General features: G+C 42.7%; 9 protein-coding genes and 3 pseudogenes. All 12 read left to right on the forward strand.

From position 1 onward, the window contains the following. Window positions 1-102: 102 nt before the first annotated feature. Window positions 103-1,077 (forward strand): quinolinate synthase NadA, encoded by a 975-nt coding sequence (gene nadA / locus LYNGBM3L_RS31035; protein ID WP_008190756.1) that lies wholly within the window; start codon window positions 103-105, stop codon window positions 1,075-1,077. A gap of 147 nt (window positions 1,078-1,224) precedes the next feature. Continuing rightward, a complete protein-coding gene (gene nadB / locus LYNGBM3L_RS31040) occupies window positions 1,225-2,949 on the forward strand; it encodes an L-aspartate oxidase (protein ID WP_008190757.1) in 1,725 nt (574 codons plus the stop codon). Then, complete coding sequence (locus LYNGBM3L_RS31045; protein ID WP_008190760.1) at window positions 2,946-3,782, forward strand: SAM-dependent methyltransferase; 837 nt, start codon at window positions 2,946-2,948, stop codon at window positions 3,780-3,782. Before nadB ends, LYNGBM3L_RS31045 begins: the two co-directional genes overlap by 4 nt. An 18-nt stretch (window positions 3,783-3,800) precedes the next feature. Beyond that, entirely contained in the window at window positions 3,801-4,241 is a 441-nt protein-coding gene (gene ybiA, locus LYNGBM3L_RS31050; protein ID WP_008190762.1) for a riboflavin biosynthesis intermediates N-glycosidase, read from the forward strand. A 591-nt stretch (window positions 4,242-4,832) separates the two neighbouring features. After that, entirely contained in the window at window positions 4,833-6,521 is a 1,689-nt protein-coding gene (locus tag LYNGBM3L_RS31055; RefSeq protein ID WP_008190764.1) for a methyltransferase domain-containing protein, read from the forward strand. A gap of 351 nt (window positions 6,522-6,872) precedes the next feature. Further along, on the forward strand, window positions 6,873-8,267 hold the full coding sequence (locus LYNGBM3L_RS31060) for a flavocytochrome c (protein ID WP_008190766.1): 1,395 nt from the start codon (window positions 6,873-6,875) through the stop codon (window positions 8,265-8,267). A 224-nt stretch (window positions 8,268-8,491) separates the two neighbouring features. Next, window positions 8,492-10,186 (forward strand): annotated as a pseudogene (locus LYNGBM3L_RS31065) (vitamin B12 dependent-methionine synthase activation domain-containing protein); the annotation flags it as partial. Window positions 10,187-10,410: 224 nt separating this feature from the next. After that, on the forward strand, window positions 10,411-17,964 hold the full coding sequence (locus LYNGBM3L_RS49595; RefSeq protein WP_008190769.1) for a type I polyketide synthase: 7,554 nt from the start codon (window positions 10,411-10,413) through the stop codon (window positions 17,962-17,964). 103 nt (window positions 17,965-18,067) lie between these two features. After that, entirely contained in the window at window positions 18,068-18,814 is a 747-nt protein-coding gene (locus tag LYNGBM3L_RS31075) for a sulfotransferase-like domain-containing protein (RefSeq protein WP_008190772.1), read from the forward strand. 568 nt (window positions 18,815-19,382) lie between these two features. Further along, complete coding sequence (locus tag LYNGBM3L_RS31080; RefSeq protein WP_008190776.1) at window positions 19,383-20,309, forward strand: glycoside hydrolase family protein; 927 nt, start codon at window positions 19,383-19,385, stop codon at window positions 20,307-20,309. A 4-nt stretch (window positions 20,310-20,313) separates the two neighbouring features. Continuing rightward, window positions 20,314-20,427, forward strand: a pseudogene (locus LYNGBM3L_RS37520) (element excision factor XisI family protein); the annotation flags it as partial. Window positions 20,428-20,448: 21 nt separating this feature from the next. After that, a pseudogene (locus LYNGBM3L_RS31085) lies at window positions 20,449-20,622 on the forward strand (element excision factor XisH family protein); the annotation flags it as partial. Window positions 20,623-20,630: the final 8 nt, after the last annotated feature.

The raw sequence follows: 20,630 nt of genomic DNA on the forward strand, positions 1-20,630 counted from the left end.
TTCCTAGTACACCACCCAGTGGGCTACCGCAGATTTAATATTTATTAAAGAAAGAAAAGCTTCAAAAACTAGTAAACTAGTCAGAAATAGGTAAATAATACGATGTTTACAAATGTCCTCCCAAAAACAACCCTAGAGTTGGAGTATCCGCCCAAAGACCTTTTTGAAGCGATTGAAGACCTCAAACAAGAATTAAACGCAGTTATTCTCGCTCACTATTACCAAGAACCAGATATTCAAGATATTGCTGACTATCTCGGCGATTCTCTAGGTCTTTCTCAACAAGCGGCGGCTACAGATGCAGATGTTATCGTCTTTGCTGGGGTTCACTTTATGGCAGAAACTGCCAAAATCCTTAACCCCAATAAATTGGTACTACTCCCCGATTTAAACGCAGGTTGCTCCCTAGCTGACAGTTGCCCTCCCCAAGAATTTGCGGCATTCAAAGCAGCCCATCCTGACCATTTGGTGGTATCTTACATTAATTGCTCCGCTGCCATTAAAGCGATGAGCGATATCATTTGCACCAGTTCTAACTCAGTTAAAATCGTCAACCAAATTCCGAAAGACCAGCCGATTATTTTTGCCCCAGATAAGAACTTAGGTCGCTATGTCATGGAGCAAACCGGACGGGAGTTAGTCCTGTGGGAGGGGAGCTGTATTGTCCATGAAACCTTTTCTGAGAAAAAGATCGTGGAACTGAAAATACAGCATCCTGAAGCGGAGTTTATTGCCCATCCAGAATGCGAACCCCCTCTATTGCGTCATGCCAGTTACATTGGTTCCACAACAGGTTTGTTAAAGTATATCCAGCAAAGTTCAACGGAAAAATTTATCGTGGCTACTGAGCCAGGAATTATTCACCAAATGCAAAAGAGGGCACCCCAGAAAAATTTCATACCTGCTCCAGGTATGGATAGCAATTGTGCCTGTAACGAATGCCCTCACATGCGGCTCAATACTTTGGAGAAGCTGTATCTAGCCATGAAGCAGAAAACACCAGAAATTACTATGCCGGAAGATATCCGAGTAGCGGCGTTGCGACCAATTCAACGGATGTTGGAGTTATCAGTGTAGTGCTGTAGTGCCCCTGAGCAGGTTGACACAATTACTTGACAAAAGTATAAGTTATAAGTTAGAGCTTATAACTTATTAAGCAATTTGTCTTGTGAAAACGAATAACTGCTTAGGGATTAATCAAAAATTAGTGACATATGATCTATCGTGCAAGATTTTAAATCATCCCCTGACGAGTCTTCCAGATCTGCCAATACTCCCTCCCAATTTGACATCATAGTGGTCGGCAGTGGTGCAGCTGGGCTTTATGCAGCCCTTTGTCTACCTGCTCATTTGCAGGTAGGTTTGATTACCAAAGACACCCTGAAAACAGGCTCTAGCAACTGGGCTCAGGGAGGAATTGCTGCTGCTATTGACCCATCTGATTCCCCAGAGCTTCACCTAGAGGATACCCAGCGAGCGGGTGTTGGTCTTTGCGATCGCGAGGCGGTAACGTATCTGGTGGAAAATGCCTCTGCTGCCATTGACTCTCTAGTGAAGATGGGAGTAGCCTTTGACCGCAAAGGCAAAAAGCTAGCCATGACCCTAGAGGCAGCCCACTCTCGTCCCCGCGTCCTCCATTCCGCAGACACCACCGGTCGAGCAATTGTGGATACGCTGACTGGTAAAGTTTTAGAGCGTCCAAATATTCAGGTGCTATCTCACGCAGTGGCTTTGAGTTTATGGCTCAATCCAGCAACTGGTCATTGTCAGGGGATTAGCCTCCTCCATCAAGGTCAGATATCTTGGCTAAGAGCCTCTGCGGTAATCCTAGCAACAGGTGGTGGCGGTCAAGTGTTTGCCCAGACCACTAACCCAGCCGTAAGTACAGGAGATGGAGTAGCACTGGCTTGGCGGGCTGGGGCAATTGTTAGAGATTTGGAGTTTTTCCAATTTCATCCCACAGCTTTAACCAAACCAGGGGCACCTCGATTTTTGATTACAGAAGCTGTCCGGGGAGAGGGGGCACATTTAGTAGATCACAAAGGCGATCGCTTTGCTTTTAATTACCACCCTTCAGGGGAATTGGCTCCTAGAGATGTGGTAAGTCGGGCAATTTTTAGTCACTTAGAAAAAACCTCCGCCGATCCTAGCCACGGGAATGTTTATTTAGACTTGCAACCCATTGAGCCAGAGCAAATTCGCTATCGTTTCCCCAATATTATTAACGTATGTCAACATTGGGGCATTGATATCTTCAAACAACCCATTCCCGTTGCACCTGCTGCCCATTACTGGATGGGAGGAGTGGCTTGCGATCTGAGCAGTTGCACCTCGATTCCGGGGCTATATGCCATTGGTGAAACAGCTAGTACGGGGGTTCATGGTGCCAATCGCTTAGCGAGTAATTCCTTATTGGAATGTTTGGTTTTTGCCGCCCAATTAGCTGAAATTCAAACAGCTCCTAATCCAGTTCTGCAGGAATCCCTACCCTTTATAAAAGAGAAAGGTGACTGGGCAAGGGACATCGAGAAGATAGCATCAGTAAGGCAAAGTTTACCCTCCCTGATGTGGCAAAGTGCAGGAATTTGTCGCTCCCAGGAAGTTTTGGAGTCAGCCCTTGCTGAAGTTAATTCCTGGCGCTCTGAATTGGCTGGCTTAGAGGTGAGTCAATACTTGCTCGATTTACAGCCCAACCAAACAGTTAAATTTGAGTCACCATTAGCCGAGCAGCAATTGCGAACGGCTGCAGAAACCTTCAATCTCCTGGATATTGCCCATTTAATTCTCAAAAGTGCAGCATTGCGCACAGAAAGTCGGGGCGGACATTACCGCAGGGATTATCCCCAAACCTCACCCAGTTGGCAAGTTCACACCTTATTACAGGGCGAGCGCTGGTGGAAATCTCCACAACTTTCTCTAAGGTTAGAACCCAAGGAGATAGCGGTATGAATACCACTTATTCAGAAGCGGTGAAAACAGCGCAAACCTATTATGATGGTGCAGAAACAGACCGATTGTATGCTACTTTCTGGGGTGGTGAGCATATCACTTATGGGATATACAAGAGTTCGGATGAACCGATCCATGATGCCTCCAAGCGCACGGTGGAAACAATTGCCCAAACTCTGGAAAATCTAGCTCCCGATTCACGAGTCATCGATCTAGGTGCTGGTTATGGAGGGGCGGCGCGGTATCTGGCCAAAACCTACGGTTGTTCTGTCTGCTGTCTCAATTTAAGCGAGCGGCAAAATCAACGCAACCGCCAACTGAACCAAGAGCAGAATTTAGCCCACTTAGTTGAGGTAACTCAGGGGAGTTTTGAGGATATTCCCTATCCAGACAATTCCTTTAATATTGTCTGGTCCCAGGATGCCATTTTACACAGTAGCGATCGCACTCAGGTCTTTGAAGAAATTAAGAGGGTTTTGCAGCCAGGGGGAGAGTTGATTTTTACTGACCCCATGCAAAGGGAGACTTGTCCACCAGGGCTACTGCAACCAGCCTTTGACCGTCTGGGTATCAAGGATATGGGTTCCTATCGCTTTTATAGTCAGACAGCCCAGGAATTGGGTTTTGAGGAATTGCACTTTATTGACCTTTCTGAACATGTGCCTACCCATTATCGACGATTTGGGGAAGAAGTGCGCGTACGCTATCAGGAGGTAGTCAGAATTACTTCCACCGAATTTGCCGATAAAACCTTGAAAAGCATTGAACCCTGGATCGAGTATTACGAAAAAGGGTACATGCAGTGGGGCATTTTGCATTTTCGCCTGGGGTAAAATTTTGGGAGTCAAGCTGTGACCATTTACTTTTACGACATTAGCGAAAAGCCCTATGGTTGTTTCTCCAACTTTTCCCCCCATGGGTTTGAACTGGACGGACTCTGGTGGCCCACCTCAGAGCATTATTTCCAAGCCCAGAAATTTGCTGGTACGTCCCATGTAGAAGAAATTCGCTCTTGCAAGACTCCCGCAGAAGCTGCGAGCATGGGACGAGAGCGTACTCGTCCTCTGCGCAGGGATTGGGAAGAAATCAAAGAGGATGTTATGGGGCGAGGCTTACTCTGTAAGTTTCAAACCCATGCTGATATCCGCGAAATTCTGCTGGGGACAGGGGACGAACTAATTGTGGAAGATGCTCCCCAGGATTATTATTGGGGTTGTGGTAAAGATAGGAGCGGTAAGAATCGCCTGGGAGAAATTTTAATGGAAATCCGAGCTATCTTAAGGGAATCTTGAGCAGGAGGAATTCCGAACAAGCATGACAGAGTTAATGAAGGCAGTTATTCTTACTGAATTTGGGGCATTGCTTAATAATGGAATGATTTTAAGCATTTTGTAGAATGGGCATCTTGGTGGAACTGGCATCTTGCCAGTTTCAATCCAGTTTCAATATATTTTCGGGCGGGCAGGATGCCCACTCTACTCCTATTCATTCAAAGATTCAGTAACACCTAAAAAAGAGCCCGAAAAACTGGTACATACCCAAAGTACCTAAACCAGTCCGGAAAAAGGTAGAACTGTTAATTAAAGTTGGAGCTTGTAAGGGTTTTCTGGCTCTACCGGATTGGGGATGTAAAACTGTCAGTAAATAATTAATCTAATCTTGATTGGGCGGGAGTTTTAGTTGTTCAGATAAGGATTTTTCAGAAATAACCTGCCCAATCATACTTAGTGGGCTCATACTTACTGGGCAATAAGCGCGTTTTTCTGCATACTAGGTTCCCTAGAGCCATTTTTCTGTACTCCATCCGAAATGCTTGATCCGAAATCCTTCCCACATAACCAGGATTGTTGACTTTTTAAACACGAAATTACCTTGGAATAACCATGACACTATCACAACCAGAAAAAGAATATCCTCTCTCAAAAGATGAAGCTTTGATTTACGATTGGCGCATCCATAGTATTCGCCAAGCACTGAAACAAAAAGGAAAAGCCACAGGTCCTTTGCAAATTGAAGATTTGCTAGAATTGGATCACCTAGACCAATACCACTACTTTGGCACCAAAGCTTGCGATCGCGCTATCAACCGTTTGGCACTATCCCCCAACTCGCGAGTTTTGGACATTGGCAGCGGTGTTGGTGGGCCTGCTCGATACATTAGTTATAAAACGGGATGTCACATCCAATGTGTGGAATTAAGAAATAATTTTAACGAAATTGCCCAAGAACTCACCCAACGAGTGGGACTTGACAAACGCATCCAATACCTCACAGGCAATATTCTAAGTCCCCAAGTCATTGACGCCCTGTTACCAAGCTCATTTGACAGCATCATTTCTTTTTTATCATTTTTACACATTGAAAACCGCGATAAAATACTGGAAATTTGTTTTCGCTCTTTGAAGGACAACGGCCTGATCTATATCGAAGACTACGTGGCTAATGGCCCTCTGACACCAGACGTTAAAACCACTCTAGAAGAAGTAGTTCAATCCTCTTATTTACCAACCCGCGAAACCTACCGCAATCACCTCGAGCGTGTAGGATTTGCTGACATTTGTTTCATCGATTTAACAACAGGATGGAAAGGTTGGGTAAAAGAACGCTATCAAAAATTCCTCCAATCAAAAGAAGAATCAATCAAACTATTCGGTGAAAACGTTTATGAACACCGTCGTCAATTTTATCAAACCATTAGCGACTTGTTTCAAAGCGGGAAGATTGGTGGCTCCTCCATCCTTGCAAAAAAACCTTGTGTTCCAAAAATTCACCAAGTACCTGATACATATTTCTGCTCTGTAACCTCTGTCTATAGTGAACAATACCATTTCTTTCTCGAAGATGGTTCTCTACTTGCTCTAAGATATTTCAAAACAGGAACAATCGAGCATTATTCAGCCTGGTGGAGCGACACCAAGGGCTACTCCCTGGAACTTATCAATACCTCCGAACACCAACGCTCAGATCAACACATCTCTATCAAAAACAACGATGGAACCGGAACCATTTGTTTGCCAGAAGCTAATATAGAAATTCAATTCCAAGTTGCCGCCGAATTCACTTGGGCGGTTCCCGCTGAAAAAAATCATCGCGCCGTCATTCACCAACCAAAACTCCTGTGCACTGTGAACACAGGCGATCGCACTCAAAAAGCTATAGGTTATTGCAAAATTTATGATGGAGATTACCCCAAGTTTTGGGGCTACCACTTTGTTCATGCCTTTTTCCCTGATTACGGAATCATTTGGAGTGCTGAAGCCACATTTGGCGAAGAAAAATACAATTATTTCAAGCTCCTCAACACCTCCCAAACAGAAAAAGAAATATTGTTAAACGGAGAAGATTCTTACCATCGCAAAACAAGTGCCCATGGCCGCATTCAAGACAAAATATATCACTTGAAATTCGACAATAATGCTTTTGCCAATTGGTCGAGTATCCTGCGAAATCAACCATCGACTATGGAAAGTAAGCTATGCTTGGCATACAGACCCGCTATTCTAGAAATAGACGACCAAAAAGTTTGCGAAGGAATTTGTTTAAAAGAATTTTGTTTCGGCACAATTACATAAAACAATTACATAAATTGATTATCAATTAGTTCAAGGCTATAATATCGAAAAAAAACAGCTGATCAAAAAATAGCTAATCAATAGAAAATTACCGAGAAACGATGGTGAAACCCCCTGTATTTTAAGCAGGGGATTAAACCGAGCGAGCCGTTTAGGCGCTTTCATATTTATGTGTCCTGCCTATGGTAAAATGATTCTTACTGGGGTAGGTTATAGCAGAAGTCAGAAGTCAGAAGTCAGAAGTCAGAAGTCAGAAGTCAAACTATTGCTATACTTAGCTTTGAGACTTTTGTCATGTCCTAACTGCCCTGGCGACTGCTATAACAGCAGATTAAAAATAGCAGTGAAGTGATGGATAAGTCTACTTTCTCTAATTGGGATACAGAGGCAGACGTGGTAGTTGTTGGTAGTGGAGTTGCTGGACTAGCGGCTGCGGTTGAAGCCAAAAATGCTGGTGCATCGGTAGTTGTTCTGGAAAAACGCAGCAGCTGTGGCGGAAATTCCATCATGAGTGATGGAGGGGTGGCGCTTGCGGGGACTGATTTTCAGAAACAATACGGTATTCTAGATTCTTGGGAACTCATGTATGAGGATATGTTGAGAGCTGGCTTGAATATGAATGATGCATCTCTGGCTAAGATAGTTGCTCAACAGTCTAATTCTGTACTAGAGTGGCTTACTGAATATTTAGCTGTCAAATTTAGACATAAGCCCATAATCTTTGGCGGCCATTCTGTTCCTCGTATCCATCTGCTACACAATTTTTCTGGAACAGCAATTGTGAAACCTCTCCTTTCAAAGGTAAAGGAGTTGGGCATTGAAATCAAAACCAATATTTGCCTCACAAAGTTCGGAAAGGATGTTCGAGAGATTGAAGTTTATGACAAAAAGGAAAACCAAGCCAGAGCAGTCTATGCAAATACCGGTGTCGTTTTAGCTACTGGTGGTTTTGGCGGAGATGTTGCTTTCCGAATCCTTCATGATGCTCGTCTAACCAGCACCGTAGGTAATACTAATCGTTTGGATACTACAGCAGAAGGAATGCTAGAGGCGATCAAGATTGGTGCTAGTTCTGTGCATTTAGAATATATTCAGTTATCACCTTGGAGTTCTCCTGACGAGAAACGTGATAAAATTGCTACCGAATTTTTTTATACAGTTTTTCCCTATGGGATAGTGGTTAATCCCTTAACAGGAAAGCGGTTTTTTAATGAATTAGCGGACAGAAAAATTAGAGCAGATTCAATTTTAGACGTTGGTCAACCCAGCATTGGTATTGCTGATTTGGAAGGTATGAACATTTCTGGTCACAATATGGATCGGTACTTAAGCATGAATATTGTGAAAAGGTTTGAAGACTTGGAGGAACTTGCTGCAGCATATTCTCTGCCTTATCAAGCTTTAAAAGAAACTATCGATCGCTACAACAAGTATGTCGAGAATAAGAAAGATGAGAGTTGGCAAAAGCCTATTCCATTAGATGCAAAACCTCTCCATGCTCCATATTATGCTATGCGATTGTGGCCTAAGGTACATTACACTATGGGAGGCGTTACCATCAACGCTAAAGCTCAAGTTATTGATAATAATGGCCAGCCCATCAAAGGTTTGTATGCTGCAGGAGAAGTGACAGGCGGTATTCATGGTGCCTCTCGCCTAGGGGGTTCTTCTTTAACTGAATGCCTGGTGTTTGGTAGAATCGCCGGTAAAAATGCTGCTTTACAAAAATTTACATCAATATCCTAGACTTACTCTAGTAAGTTATGGAAAAATTTAAATTGTGTTTGCTAAATAATCATTTGTAATTTGTGTTGTTGACTGACATGCTGGAATATCCCGATGTACATACAATAGGCAAATTGCAACATGGCTAGCTTTGTATACTGAAGGGTATCAAGCAAATCACTATTGATTTAGCCATAAAAACTTTAGGTATTTTATCAATGGGTGTCGATCTCCCACAACTAACAATGAACAAAATCGTTTTAGAACGTCTCAAACAACATATTATTGATAGCGAATCGATTGGTTTAGAGGAAGCTTTAGAGGAAGCTTTAAAAGACTATTCACCCCGACAGATTATTAACACTTGCCTCTTACAGGCTATGAGGACTGTCGGCGAATTATATGGTTCAAGAGAAATTCCGTTACCGTCCGTTATAAAATCGGCGGAGACTAAAAAAACGGCGGTAGCCTATTTAGAACCCCATATGGATAAGGAAGAAATTGACGATATTACTCAGGGTAAATGTCTGATTGCGACGGTAGAAGGTGACCTTCACGATCTTGGTAAAAATCTAGTTGATATTCTCCTTTCTAGCAATGGTTACAAAGTAATTAATTTAGGCATTAACCAGCCAATCGATAACATTCTCAAAGCCTACGAAGAACATCAACCAGACTGCATTGCCATGAGTGGCTTGTTGATCAAGACTATGGCAGTTATGAAAGATAATTTGGAAATTTTTAATCAAAAAGGCATTACCGTTCCTGTTATCTTAGGTGGCGCTGCATTAACTCCTAAGTTTGTGGAAAAGGATTGCAAAACTACCTATAAAGGTCAAGTTGTATATGGTAAAAATGCTTTTGTTGATTGGCATTTTATGGATAAACTAATGGCAGCAAAAGCTGAAGATAATTGGGACGACCTGAAAGGATTTTTAGATGAAGAAACTTCACCTCCCCCCCCACTAACCTTAGAAGAGATGGGGCAAATGCCATTTGCAGAAGCCAATCAATATAAACTTTATATGAATGACTCATTTGTTTATACTGAAGAATCTTTGGCAAAAGAATCATCGGCAAAAAAATCTGTGGTAATTGATACTAAGCGTTCCCATGTAGTAACTTTAGATGTAGAACGCCCTACTCCTCCTTTTTGGGGAACTCAAGTATTAAAAGATGGAGACATATCAATTGAAGACATTTACCCTTATGTAGATGTACAGCTTTTATACGTCGGACGGTGGCGGTTCCGTAAGCTAAAAGATCAATCACAAGAAGATTATAATGACTTTTTAGCAACAAAAGCTTATGGAATTTTAGAAGAATGGAAAGAAAAAGTTATTGCCGATGACCTAATACATCCGGCAGCAATTTATGGCTATTTCCCCTGTAACGCCGAAGGGAATACAGTGTATGTCTACGATCCACAAGATCACAATAAACTACTAACAAGCTTTGAATTCCCCCGTCAACGTGGAGGAAAACGTCTTTGTATTGCGGATTTCTATGCCACTAAAGAATCAGGTCAAATTGATGTCTTACCGATGCAAATTGTAACAGCAGGTGAAATAGGAACCACCCATGCACAGAAGCTATTTGAAGCGGATAATTATCTTGACTACCACTATTACCATGGTGTGGCGATGCAGATGGCAGACGCTATAGCGGACTGGCTGCACGCTAGAATCCTTAAGGAGTTAGGATTTGGGGCGGAAGAACCCGATAATATAACCGATATAATGCGCCAACGCTATCGAGGATCTCGTTATAGTTTCGGTTATCCTGCTTGTCCTAATATGGCAGATCAATTCAAACAAATGGATTTACTCGATACCTCTCGCATCGATGTGTATATGAATGAAAGCGAGCATCTACTTCCGGAACAGTCTACCACGGCGTTTGTTGCTCATCATCCTGTAGCAAAATACTTTAATACTTAGTTAATTAGATAAATAAGCCTATGATGGTGGGTGAAATACAACCTTTTTTGTCTCCCGTAGAGACAGAAAGTTTGTAGATAAATTTTAGACAATAATATATAGCGGTTTTCAGTTGAATGGAATACAAATTTATGTGATTTAATGTGATAAAATTTTGACTGGCAGTGATGCCCATCCCACTCATATTGTATTGAATTAAAGTGAAAACCGCTATAACATCAGAAATGATAATTGACAAAGACTTAATTTATGCAAAACAAAATTTTATCAGCTTACCTAATTTATTTAAATTACAAGCACAAAGAACGCCAGAGGCAATTGCGATCGTAGATCGGACAAATTCAATTACCTATCAAAAACTAGACCAGTTGACAGATAACTTAGCGGGTTACCTTCAAAAACAAGGAGTCACTTCAAATCAACCTGTTGGAGTTTTACTGGAAAAATCTCAAGACTATATTATTGCTTGTCTCGCTATCCTAAAAGCTGGTGGGGCTTTTATGCCCCTAGAATTAAAATATCCTGATGCTTTGCTTGCCAAAATAGTGGCAGATGCTAAACCTAGTTTAATTATTACCAAGAGCCAATATTACCAAAGATTAAGTATTGAAAATCCTCTACAAATTTTACCTATAGATAGAGAAACTAATTGGAACTTACCCCTAAACCCAGAGCAAAACTTACCATCCATAGACCCTAAAAATATAGCCAATATTATCTACACATCGGGAAGTACAGGAGAACCAAAAGGCGTAATATTAACCCATCAGGCAATTGTTACTGGGGAATTGAGGCGAGAGCAAGTAAGTCTCAGTAAATCAGGATATCCTATAGCCTATGTATTATTTCAATGGGAAATATATAGACCTTGGATTAAAGGTGCAACTATATATATTGTTCCTGATGAAATAATTTACGATCATCAGCTATTTTTAGACTTCATATCTCAAAATAAAATCAAGGAAATCACCATATCTCCTTCCTTAATACAAAGTATTTTGAATACAGTTGAAATCGAAACTATTACTGCACAATTATCAGGGTTGGAAGTTGCTTGGGTAACCGGAGAAGCACTAACACAACAACTAAAATATCAATTGATAGATAGACTCCCATCTGCTCGGTTACTCAATTATTATGGGATAAATGAATGTTTTACCGTTGCTATTGATAACCTGCGAGAAAGTCAAGATTTACCATCAGGATTCTGTGCTGTTGGGATTCCTTTTGAAGACGATGAAATTATTTTATTGGATGAGAATGGGCAGCAAGTTACTCCAGGAAATGAAGGGGAGATGTATATCCGTAGTCCCTGTATGTTTCGAGAATATTTGAATAAACCCAAGCTGACTGCTGACAGTTTTGTTGACATTAACGGTAGTCGCTTTTTCAGGACAGGAGATTTAGCAGCTATTTTACCCAACGGCAAACTAGAAATCAGAGGTCGTTGTAATTATATGGTCAATCTGCGGGGATATAATGTATCTTTAGCTGGGATTGAAAACACCTTATTAGAACATCCTGAAATAAAAAGCTGTGTAGTTATTATTAAAGGCAAAGAAGAAGCAGAAAAGAAACTGATCGCCTATTTCGTCCCTCAGAAACAAAGCACTGAACCCCAGCAGATTAGGGAGCTAAAATTAAGGTTACGTCATCATTTACAAGACCATTTACCTCCTCATATGATTCCATCGGTGTTTGTGGTAATCGATAAAATTCCCATGACACCGATGGGTAAGTTGGATCGTCGCCAACTACCAAGTATAGACCATTCTCGCCCAGAATTGGCAGTACCTTTAGTCAAATCCCAATCCGATACAGAGAAACGTATTGCTCAGATTTGGCAAGAAGTACTTCAGTTAGAGGAAGTAGGAATTAATGATAATTTCTTTGATTTAGGTGGTAATTCTTTACTGCTGATCCGGGTTCACAAAAACCTGAGAAAAATATTTGCAATTCATCTACCTGTAACAACACTGTTTGAACACCCAACCATCGCTACTCTAGCTCAACACTTGGAGCAAGATAAGGGAGGAAAAACAGCCGCTAAACAGTACGATAAAAGAAAGAAATTCATCGGGCATGGGTCTGATATCGCCATAGTTGGTATGTCTTGTCGGTTTCCTGGGGCAAACAATACCGATGCTTTCTGGAACAATTTACGAGATGGGGTAGAATCAATTTCCTTCTTTAGCGATCGCGAAATTGAGCTAGAAGATCCAAACTGGATCGAACACCCCAACTATGTTAAAGCCAGTCCTATCTTGCCAGATATTGACCTATTTGATGCTGAGTTCTTCGGCTATAGCGATAAAGAAGCTGAACTAATGGACCCCCAACATCGGCTTTTCCTGGAATGTGCTTGGGAAGCGCTGGAAATTGCGGGCTATAATCCTGGAAATTATCCAGGTTCGGTGGGAGTTTATGGGGGTTCGAGTCCCAGCACCTATCTAATTAACAATATATCTCATAGCTTAGGATCTTCTCGGACAAGTCCTTTGCTTACCCATTGTCTATTTAGGGGCACTAAAGATGTCCATACCGACCTAGGCAATGGGGGAGATTACTTACCCATGCGGGTCTCCTACAAATTGAACCTAAAAGGGCCTAGTCTTAATGTTCAAACTGCCTGTTCCACCTCACTAGTTGCGGTTCACTTAGCTTGTCAGAGTTTACGCAGTGGTGAATCTGACTTAGCACTAGCTGGGGGGGTTTCGATCTTCGTTCCTCAAAAGACTGGTTATTTATACCAAGAAGGCATGATGTTGTCTCCCGATGGTCACTGTCGTGCTTTTGATGCTGAAGGTCAAGGAACTTTATTTGGTAGTGGAGTTGGCATAGTTGTCTTGAAGCGATTAGAGGAAGCGATCGCTGATGGAGACCATGTATATGCCACCATCAAAGGGTCAGCAATTAATAATGATGGGGCGGTTAAAGTTAGCTACACAGCTCCTAGCATAGAAGGACAGATAGCAGCCATTTCCGAAGCACTGGCTATGGCTAACATAGATCCTAGGACGGTGAGTTATGTGGAAACCCATGGAACTGGGACACCCCTGGGAGATCCAATTGAGATTGCAGCACTGACAAAAGCGTTTCGACAAAGTACGAACAGCCAGGACAATAATTTTTGCGCGATTGGATCGGTGAAAACTAATATCGGGCATCTCGATGTCACAGCAGGGATAGCAGGTCTAATTAAAACAGTGCTGGCACTCCACAATAAAGCCATCCCACCAAGCTTGCACTTTAAAGAACCCAATCCCAACATAGATTTCCCCAATAGTCCCTTTTACGTTAATACAGCTCTCACCCCATGGGAACCAAAGGTCACCCCTCTCCGTGCTGGAGTAAGTTCCTTTGGTATGGGCGGAACCAATGTCCATGTTGTTCTGGAGGAAGCCCCGAAACAAGTTGAAAGTCGATCCCCCCTCCTTAATAAGGGGGGCATAAGCGAAGCATCCCATGGCTTCCCCCTTGCTAAGGGGGACGGGAGGGGGATCGACGGGGGTGATGCAAAAGTCAAAAGTGAACGTTCTCTGCATATTTTGACTCTATCAGGGCAAACAGAGCAGGCTGTGGCAGAGTCGGTACAGAATTATATAACTTATCTGGAGTCTCATCGGGAAGCGGAGATTGCCGATATCTGTTTTACTGCCAATGGTGGACGTCAGCATTTTAACCATCGTTTGGCTGTTATTGCTGGCTCCACTCAAGACCTTCTGGAGCAGTTGCAAAGGTTTGGAAAGTCTGTTGAGATCAACGATAGTTCCGAACCCCCAACAATTCACTCCCTCAAAGCAGACTCTACCAAGCAGATTGCCTTTGTGTTTACCGGACAAGGTTCTCAGTATATTGGTATGGGTCGTCAACTCTACGAAACTCAGCCCACTTTCAGCAAAACTTTAGACGAATGCGATCGCATCCTCCGTTCCTACTTAGATATTCCCTTGTTAGAAGTTCTCTACCCGGATTTAGATAACAGGGAACAGGGAACAGAACCTGACTCACCCATTCACCAAACAAGCTATACCCAACCTGCCATCTTTGCCATTGAATATGCCCTGGCCGGGTTGTGGAAATCCTGGGGTATCGAACCGGATGTAGTAATGGGTCATAGCATTGGGGAGTATGTGGCGGCTTGTGTTGCTGGGGTTTTTAGCCTAGAAGACGGACTGAAACTAATTGCCCAACGGGGTAGGTTGATGCAATCCTTACCCCAAGACGGAGAAATGCTAGCGTTGTTAGCTTCAGTTGCAGAAGCAGCAGAAGCAATTAAACCCTATGGCCGGGATGTGTCTGTTGCTGCGATTAATGGACCCCAGAGTGTGGTAATTTCGGGAGAAAGAGCCGCGATTAACACCATTGAGCGCAATCTTGCCGCAAAGGGAGTCAAAACCAAGAAATTAACTGTTTCCCATGCTTTCCACTCTCCTTTGATGGAACCGATATTGGGAGAATTTGAGCAGGTGGTGGCACAGGTGCGGTTTAATCTACCACAGTTAAAACTAATCAGTAATGTTACCGGAGAACTAGCCACAGAAGAAATAACCACTAGCAAATATTGGTGCGATCATCTCCGGCAGCCTGTGCAATTTATGGCTAGTATGTCAACCATTGCACAGCAAGGGATAGATGTATTGGTAGAGATTGGAGCCAAACCAATTTTATTAGGAATGGGTCGTCAGTGTCTCCCAGAACATCAAGGGTTATGGTTACCTAGTCTGCGTCCTGGACAAGAAGATTGGCAACAAATATTAACCAGTTTGGCAGAACTATATTTGCATGGTGTGCCAGTCAATTGGCTCGGTTTTGACCAAGACTTTGCTCGTCATCGCATTCCCTTACCCACTTATCCTTTTCAACGGCAACGTTATTGGGTGAATCCAGAGGATAGTTTAATGGGAATAACTGCCCCTTCAACATCCCCAGGAGCGATTGGCGCGGTAGCGCCAGGGCTAAAAGCGATCGCGTCAAAAGATATAGGTAAAAAGCAGGATATTGCTGACTGGTTTTATATTCCATCTTGGAAACGGTCTATTCCCCCTGCTTATCAACCAGGTGAAAAACTGCTTGAGTCTGACACTCTAGTATTTATCGATGAGTGCGGACTGGGAGAAAAACTCGCAGAAAAACTGGCAATACAGGGGAGTGACGTTGTAAGGGTGAGTCGCGGTTCGGAGTTTGCTAAGCAAAGCGATCGCGTCTACACCATTAACCCGACCCAAGCTGATGACTACCATACCCTACTCCAAGAACTGAAACAACTGAATAAAAACCCCAGTAGCATTATTCATCTCTGGAGTGTCACCCCAAATAACCACACAGAATTAGGAATAGAATCTTTTGAAGCGTCTCAGGATTTGGGTTTATACAGCCTGATATTTCTTGCCCAAGCCCTTGACAAACTGAATTTGATCGATCCACTCCAACTTACAGTTGTATCAAACAACCTGCAGGAAGTGAGCGGAGAGGAAGTATTATCTCCAGAGAAAGCAACATTGCTGGGAGCCTGTAAAGTGATTGGACAAGAATATCCAAATATAAACTGTCGCAGTATTGATATTGTTCTTCCCCCATCCCAAAAGCAAAAGCAGGAAAAACTTCTAACCCAACTACTGGCAGAAATTACAGCACAGTCGGAAGATTTAACCATCGCTTACCGGGGTAAACATCGCTGGGTGCAAAAGTTTGAACCCATGGGATTAGAAACACCTGGAGCAGAGACATTACCTCTGACAGAAGAAGGGGTTTATCTGATTATCGGTGGACTAGGGGCGATTGGTCTGTCCCTAGGGTTACACTTGGCAAAAACTGTACGCGCCAAACTAATCTTAATAGGGCGTTCGCAGTTTCCTGCCAGGGATGATTGGTCTCAATGGCTAGCTACTCACAATGCAGAGGATCGGATTAGTCGCAAAATTCAGAAATTGCAGGCTATGGAGGCTATGGGAGCCGAGGTGATGGTACTCAGTGCTGATGTAGCCGATGGACAACAAATGGAGGCTGTAGTCGCACAAGCAGAGGCTCGCTTTGGTAACATCAATGGAGTCATCCACAGTGTTATGTTTACTGGAGACAAGGCATTGTGTTCCATCAAGGAAATAACTAAAACTGATATTTGGCAGCACTTTCAAGGAAAAGTACAGGGAACCATAGTTTTATCAAAGGTTTTGCACAACAAAAACCTTGACTTTTGTATCTTAATGTCCTCCATCGCATCAGTGCTAGGAGGTTTGGGGGACGTTGCTTACTCAGCAGCCAATTTGTTTATGGATGTTTTCGTTCACCAGCAGAACCGAAGTAATTCCGTTCCTTGGCTGAGTGTGAACTGGGAGACTTGGGAATTCGAGAAACAAGATCAAAATTATGAGATTGCAGCAGGGCTGGCTGAATTTGCCATAACTCCAGAAGAGGGTATCCAAGCCTTTGAAAGGGTTTTATCCACTCAAGAACTCAATCAAATTCTTGTTTCCAGTGGAGATATACAAGCTCGCATCGATCGATGGGTCAAGCTTAAATCTGTAAAACAACAAAATAATTCCCACAATCAAGTATCATATACACCAGTTACCTTCCGTAAGCAACTAGAAACAGTTCCTGTGGGAGAGCGTCAGGGATTATTGCTTACTCACGTCCGGGCGCAGGTAGCCAAGGTACTGGGAATTTCTCCTGAGCGAATAACATTAGAGCAAAAACTCATAGACTTAGGATTAGATTCTTTGATGTCTATTGAGTTGAGAAATGCTCTCCAATTGAGTCTGGGTTTTTCTGTGCCTTCTACTTTACTCTTTGACTATCCTACACCGGAAGCCTTGACTAGTTATTTGGCTCAAGAAGTTGCTCACTTGGAGGACTCAAAAAGTTTAAGCAATGGCTCAATTCAACAAGGTATAGTTGAGGATGACTCTTACCACTCTACCTTAGTATCGATTCAGCCAAATGGCTCTAAACCTCCTCTGTTCTTTGTCCCCGGAGTCTTGGGAAATGTTTTCGATATCTATCCCTTGGCACAACACCTAGATTCAGAGCAACCTTTATACGGCTTGCGAGCCCTTGGTTTAGATGAGAGGGAAAAGCCATTAACCCGGATGGAAGACATAGCAGCCCATCACATCCAAGCCTTACAAGCCGTTCAGCCTGAAGGGCCATACTTTCTGGGCGGTCATTCAGCAGGAGGAAAGGTGGTTTTTGAGATGGCTCAACAGTTAAAAAATCAGGGACAGGAGGTGGCTTTACTTGCCATTATGGATGGTTTAGGGACAAATCTGCAAAAATATCAAGATTTTGCTGAGTGGGACAATAGCAAACTGATCGACGATCTAAGCAGTTTCTATCAAGGTTCTTTGGGAGAAGCGGTCAAAGTTGATCCTGAAACACTTCAATCTATTGGAGAAGACCGCAAGTTAGATTACCTTCTGGAAAGATTGACCATAGGTGGTTTGAATTTAAGCCAAGGTGAACTAAAACGCATTTTTCAAATTTACAAAGCTAACGTTCAAGCTGATGTTGACTATATTCCACAGGAGAGTTACCCAACTGCAATTACTTTCTTCCGAGCTATGGAAACAGAAGTCTTTGAGGCTACCCTCGGTGAAACAACAATACTGGAAGACCCAACTTGGGGCTGGGGAGAGATTTCTGCTCAACCTGTGACAATTCACAAGATTCCAGGCAACCATTTCACGATGATGCGAGAACCAAATGTTGGAGTTCTAGCCCAAACCCTTAGGACTTGTCTGGAAAGCTACCCACGGGCGGTGCATCACCCCCTATGAATGGAAGAGCCCAATTTCTTTTCCTTTTCCGAAGCTCCCTGCTCCCTACTCCCTGTTCCCTGTTCCCTTGTGTTTTATAAAATTACCGAAAAATAGAACAACCATGAAAAAAATATTAGCTTTATGGGCAACCCTTCGCTCAACCTCCACCGCCTTTGAAACTATGATGCTCCAAAGAGGTGATTTTATTATTTCCCATGAACCTTTTGGCTTATCTTACTACAATTCTCCAGAGCGTCGCGATACTAATCGTTATCCAGATCTAGAACTCAATCCTGAATATAATTACCAAACAACCTGGCAAAGGCTAAAACAACAGGCAGATTCCCAGGCGGTTTTTATCAAGGATATGGCTTATTATATGTTCCATGTAGCCGATCGAGAATTTTTGTCTATATTTGAAAATACTTTTATAGTGCGTCATCCCGCTAAAATGCTGCCATCATTTTACGACAAATGGCCTGATTTTACTTTAGAAGAAACCGGTTATGCTGAGCTCTACAAACTCTTTGAAATGGCTAAAGAATTCAGTGGAAAAATTCCAGTAGTAATTGATTCCGATGATCTGGTGCAAAAGCCCGAAGCAACAGTTAAAGCTTACTGCGATGCTGTTGGTATACCGTTCATTAGAGAAGCCCTACAATGGGAACCGAAATCCCGTCCCGAACTTACCCATTGGGAAGGGGGGTCTTGGGTACTTAACGCCATGTTTAGTACTGGCTTTAAGGAACAAAAAAGAGATAATTATGTGTCAGTAGAAGATAATAAACACTTACAAAATGCTTATGAATTTTGTTTGCCTTATTACGAAAAGCTTTACGAATATCGAATTCGTATTGCTGAAAATTGATCTTGAAATTAATTAACATTATAGCAACTATAGCAATTCTACGACTTGTGAGGTACAAATTTCTGAGGTGCGACCCGTGGCGAATTTAATTCTTAATGCGGAAAGCGCACCTAAGGAGGGAGCAGGGAGCAGGGACTGAGGCCGTAGGCCACGCTACGCGAACGGAGCAGGTAAGAGAGAAGAGGCAAGAGCCAATAGTCAAACAATTCTGTGTACCTCATGAGTCCTAGAAACGCTATATTAAATTTACAATTCAAGCTGTAATATTCCAAGAAATCCAATGATTAACTGGGGAATGGTAAAATTAGAAGGCGATATCAAAAATTAGATATCAAACTCATACCAAACAAACGTTTTATAACAGTTTATGGCAACCGTTTTTACTATACGGCGCTTTGCATAACTATTAAGTACACTGAATTTTTTTCCTATTCTCTCTTACCTGCTCCCTGCTCCGAAGCTCCCTGCTCCCTAAAAACCCAGAACTTTGTACCTAATTGAATTGCAAACCGCTGTATGTGGTTGCGGAATAACTGCCAATGATCATTGAAAACCCCTGCAAAGATATATGAAATTCCCAATTAAAGCTGTACGCTTCCCAATAAATCCAATTATTAAGCAGGGAATGCCAGGATTAGAAGGCGATCGTGGTACTAATATTAATGGCCCATCCCTGATTCGTGTTCCTGAGTGGATTGAAAATCCCCTAGGACGCTATTATCTTTATTTTGCTCATCACTTGGGTAAATATATTCGTCTTGCTTATGCCGACTCTCTAGAAGGAGAGTGGAAGATATATGAGCAGGGAACCCTACACTTGGACGAAACAACTTGCTTGGATCATATTGCTTCTCCAGATGTCCATGTTGACAATGAAGCCAAAGAAATACGGATGTACTTTCATGGCGACTATCAGGGGAGAGATAAGTACGATCAGGTGACAATGCTGGCAAAATCTGAAGATGGTCTACATTTTACTGCTTTGCCAGAGATACTTGGACCATACTATTTTCGAGTTTTCCAGCACAATGAATTCCACTATGCTATTGCCAACAACTGGTATGGTACAGTGATGAATAATCGTCCCATAGCTGGCATTTCACTGCGCTCGAAAGATGGTGTGACGGCGTTTGAGCCAGGACAAGACTTTATACCTAATCTACGACACGGTGCTGTATTGGTAAAAGGTGACTGGTTGCTCCTATTCTACTCCAGATATGGTGATGCTCCCGAACGTATTTTAATGAGCTACGTGGATTTAACCAAGGATTGGGACAAGTGGATTTTTTCAGAACCAGTGACAGTTATGGAACCAGAAATGGATTATGAAGGAGTTGCTTTGCCTATTGTTTCTTCGGAGGTTGGTATTGCAGAAGAACCGGTGCGAGAACTGCACGACCCAGCTATCTACACCGAGGGAGAAAAGCTGTACTTACTCTATTCAGTAGCAGGGGAACAAGGTATTGCGATCGCTGAACTAAAATTTTGCTATTAATGGGACAGAGGATGGCATCGCTGGGGAACTCCTAGAAGCAGGGATTCCCAAAGAGCTTATTGTTCTAGGCTTTAAATCACCCGGAGTGAGGAAGCACACAGGGTTTGCAGTTGCCTAAAGTCACCCTGAATTCCATACGGTTTTGGTACAATTCCTTAACTATCGCTTTGCCCTCAAAGCCGAAGATCCAGAGAGACTCTTGTATTTAGCTATTCCTCTTGAAATTCACGAGACCTTCTTTGCCCGTCGCTTCGTTCAAATGATTACCCAAGAGTATCAACTGAAATTGATTGTATTCGAGCCAACTAAGTAGGAAATTGT

The sequence above is a fragment of the Moorena producens 3L genome, assembly GCF_000211815.1.
Lineage (GTDB): Bacteria > Cyanobacteriota > Cyanobacteriia > Cyanobacteriales > Coleofasciculaceae > Moorena > Moorena producens.

What these genes read in the sequence shown, in the direction of transcription:
- nadA (WP_008190756.1), top strand. Translation starts at nt 103, where the DNA reads ATGTTTACAAATGTCCTCCCAAAAACAACCCTAGAGTTGGAGTATCCG.
- LYNGBM3L_RS31045 (WP_008190760.1), top strand. Translation starts at nt 2,946, where the DNA reads ATGAATACCACTTATTCAGAAGCGGTGAAAACAGCGCAAACCTATTAT.
- LYNGBM3L_RS31055 (WP_008190764.1), top strand. Translation starts at nt 4,833, where the DNA reads ATGACACTATCACAACCAGAAAAAGAATATCCTCTCTCAAAAGATGAA.
- LYNGBM3L_RS31060 (WP_008190766.1), top strand. Translation starts at nt 6,873, where the DNA reads ATGGATAAGTCTACTTTCTCTAATTGGGATACAGAGGCAGACGTGGTA.
- LYNGBM3L_RS49595 (WP_008190769.1), top strand. Translation starts at nt 10,411, where the DNA reads ATGATAATTGACAAAGACTTAATTTATGCAAAACAAAATTTTATCAGC.
- LYNGBM3L_RS31075 (WP_008190772.1), top strand. Translation starts at nt 18,068, where the DNA reads ATGAAAAAAATATTAGCTTTATGGGCAACCCTTCGCTCAACCTCCACC.
- LYNGBM3L_RS31080 (WP_008190776.1), top strand. Translation starts at nt 19,383, where the DNA reads ATGAAATTCCCAATTAAAGCTGTACGCTTCCCAATAAATCCAATTATT.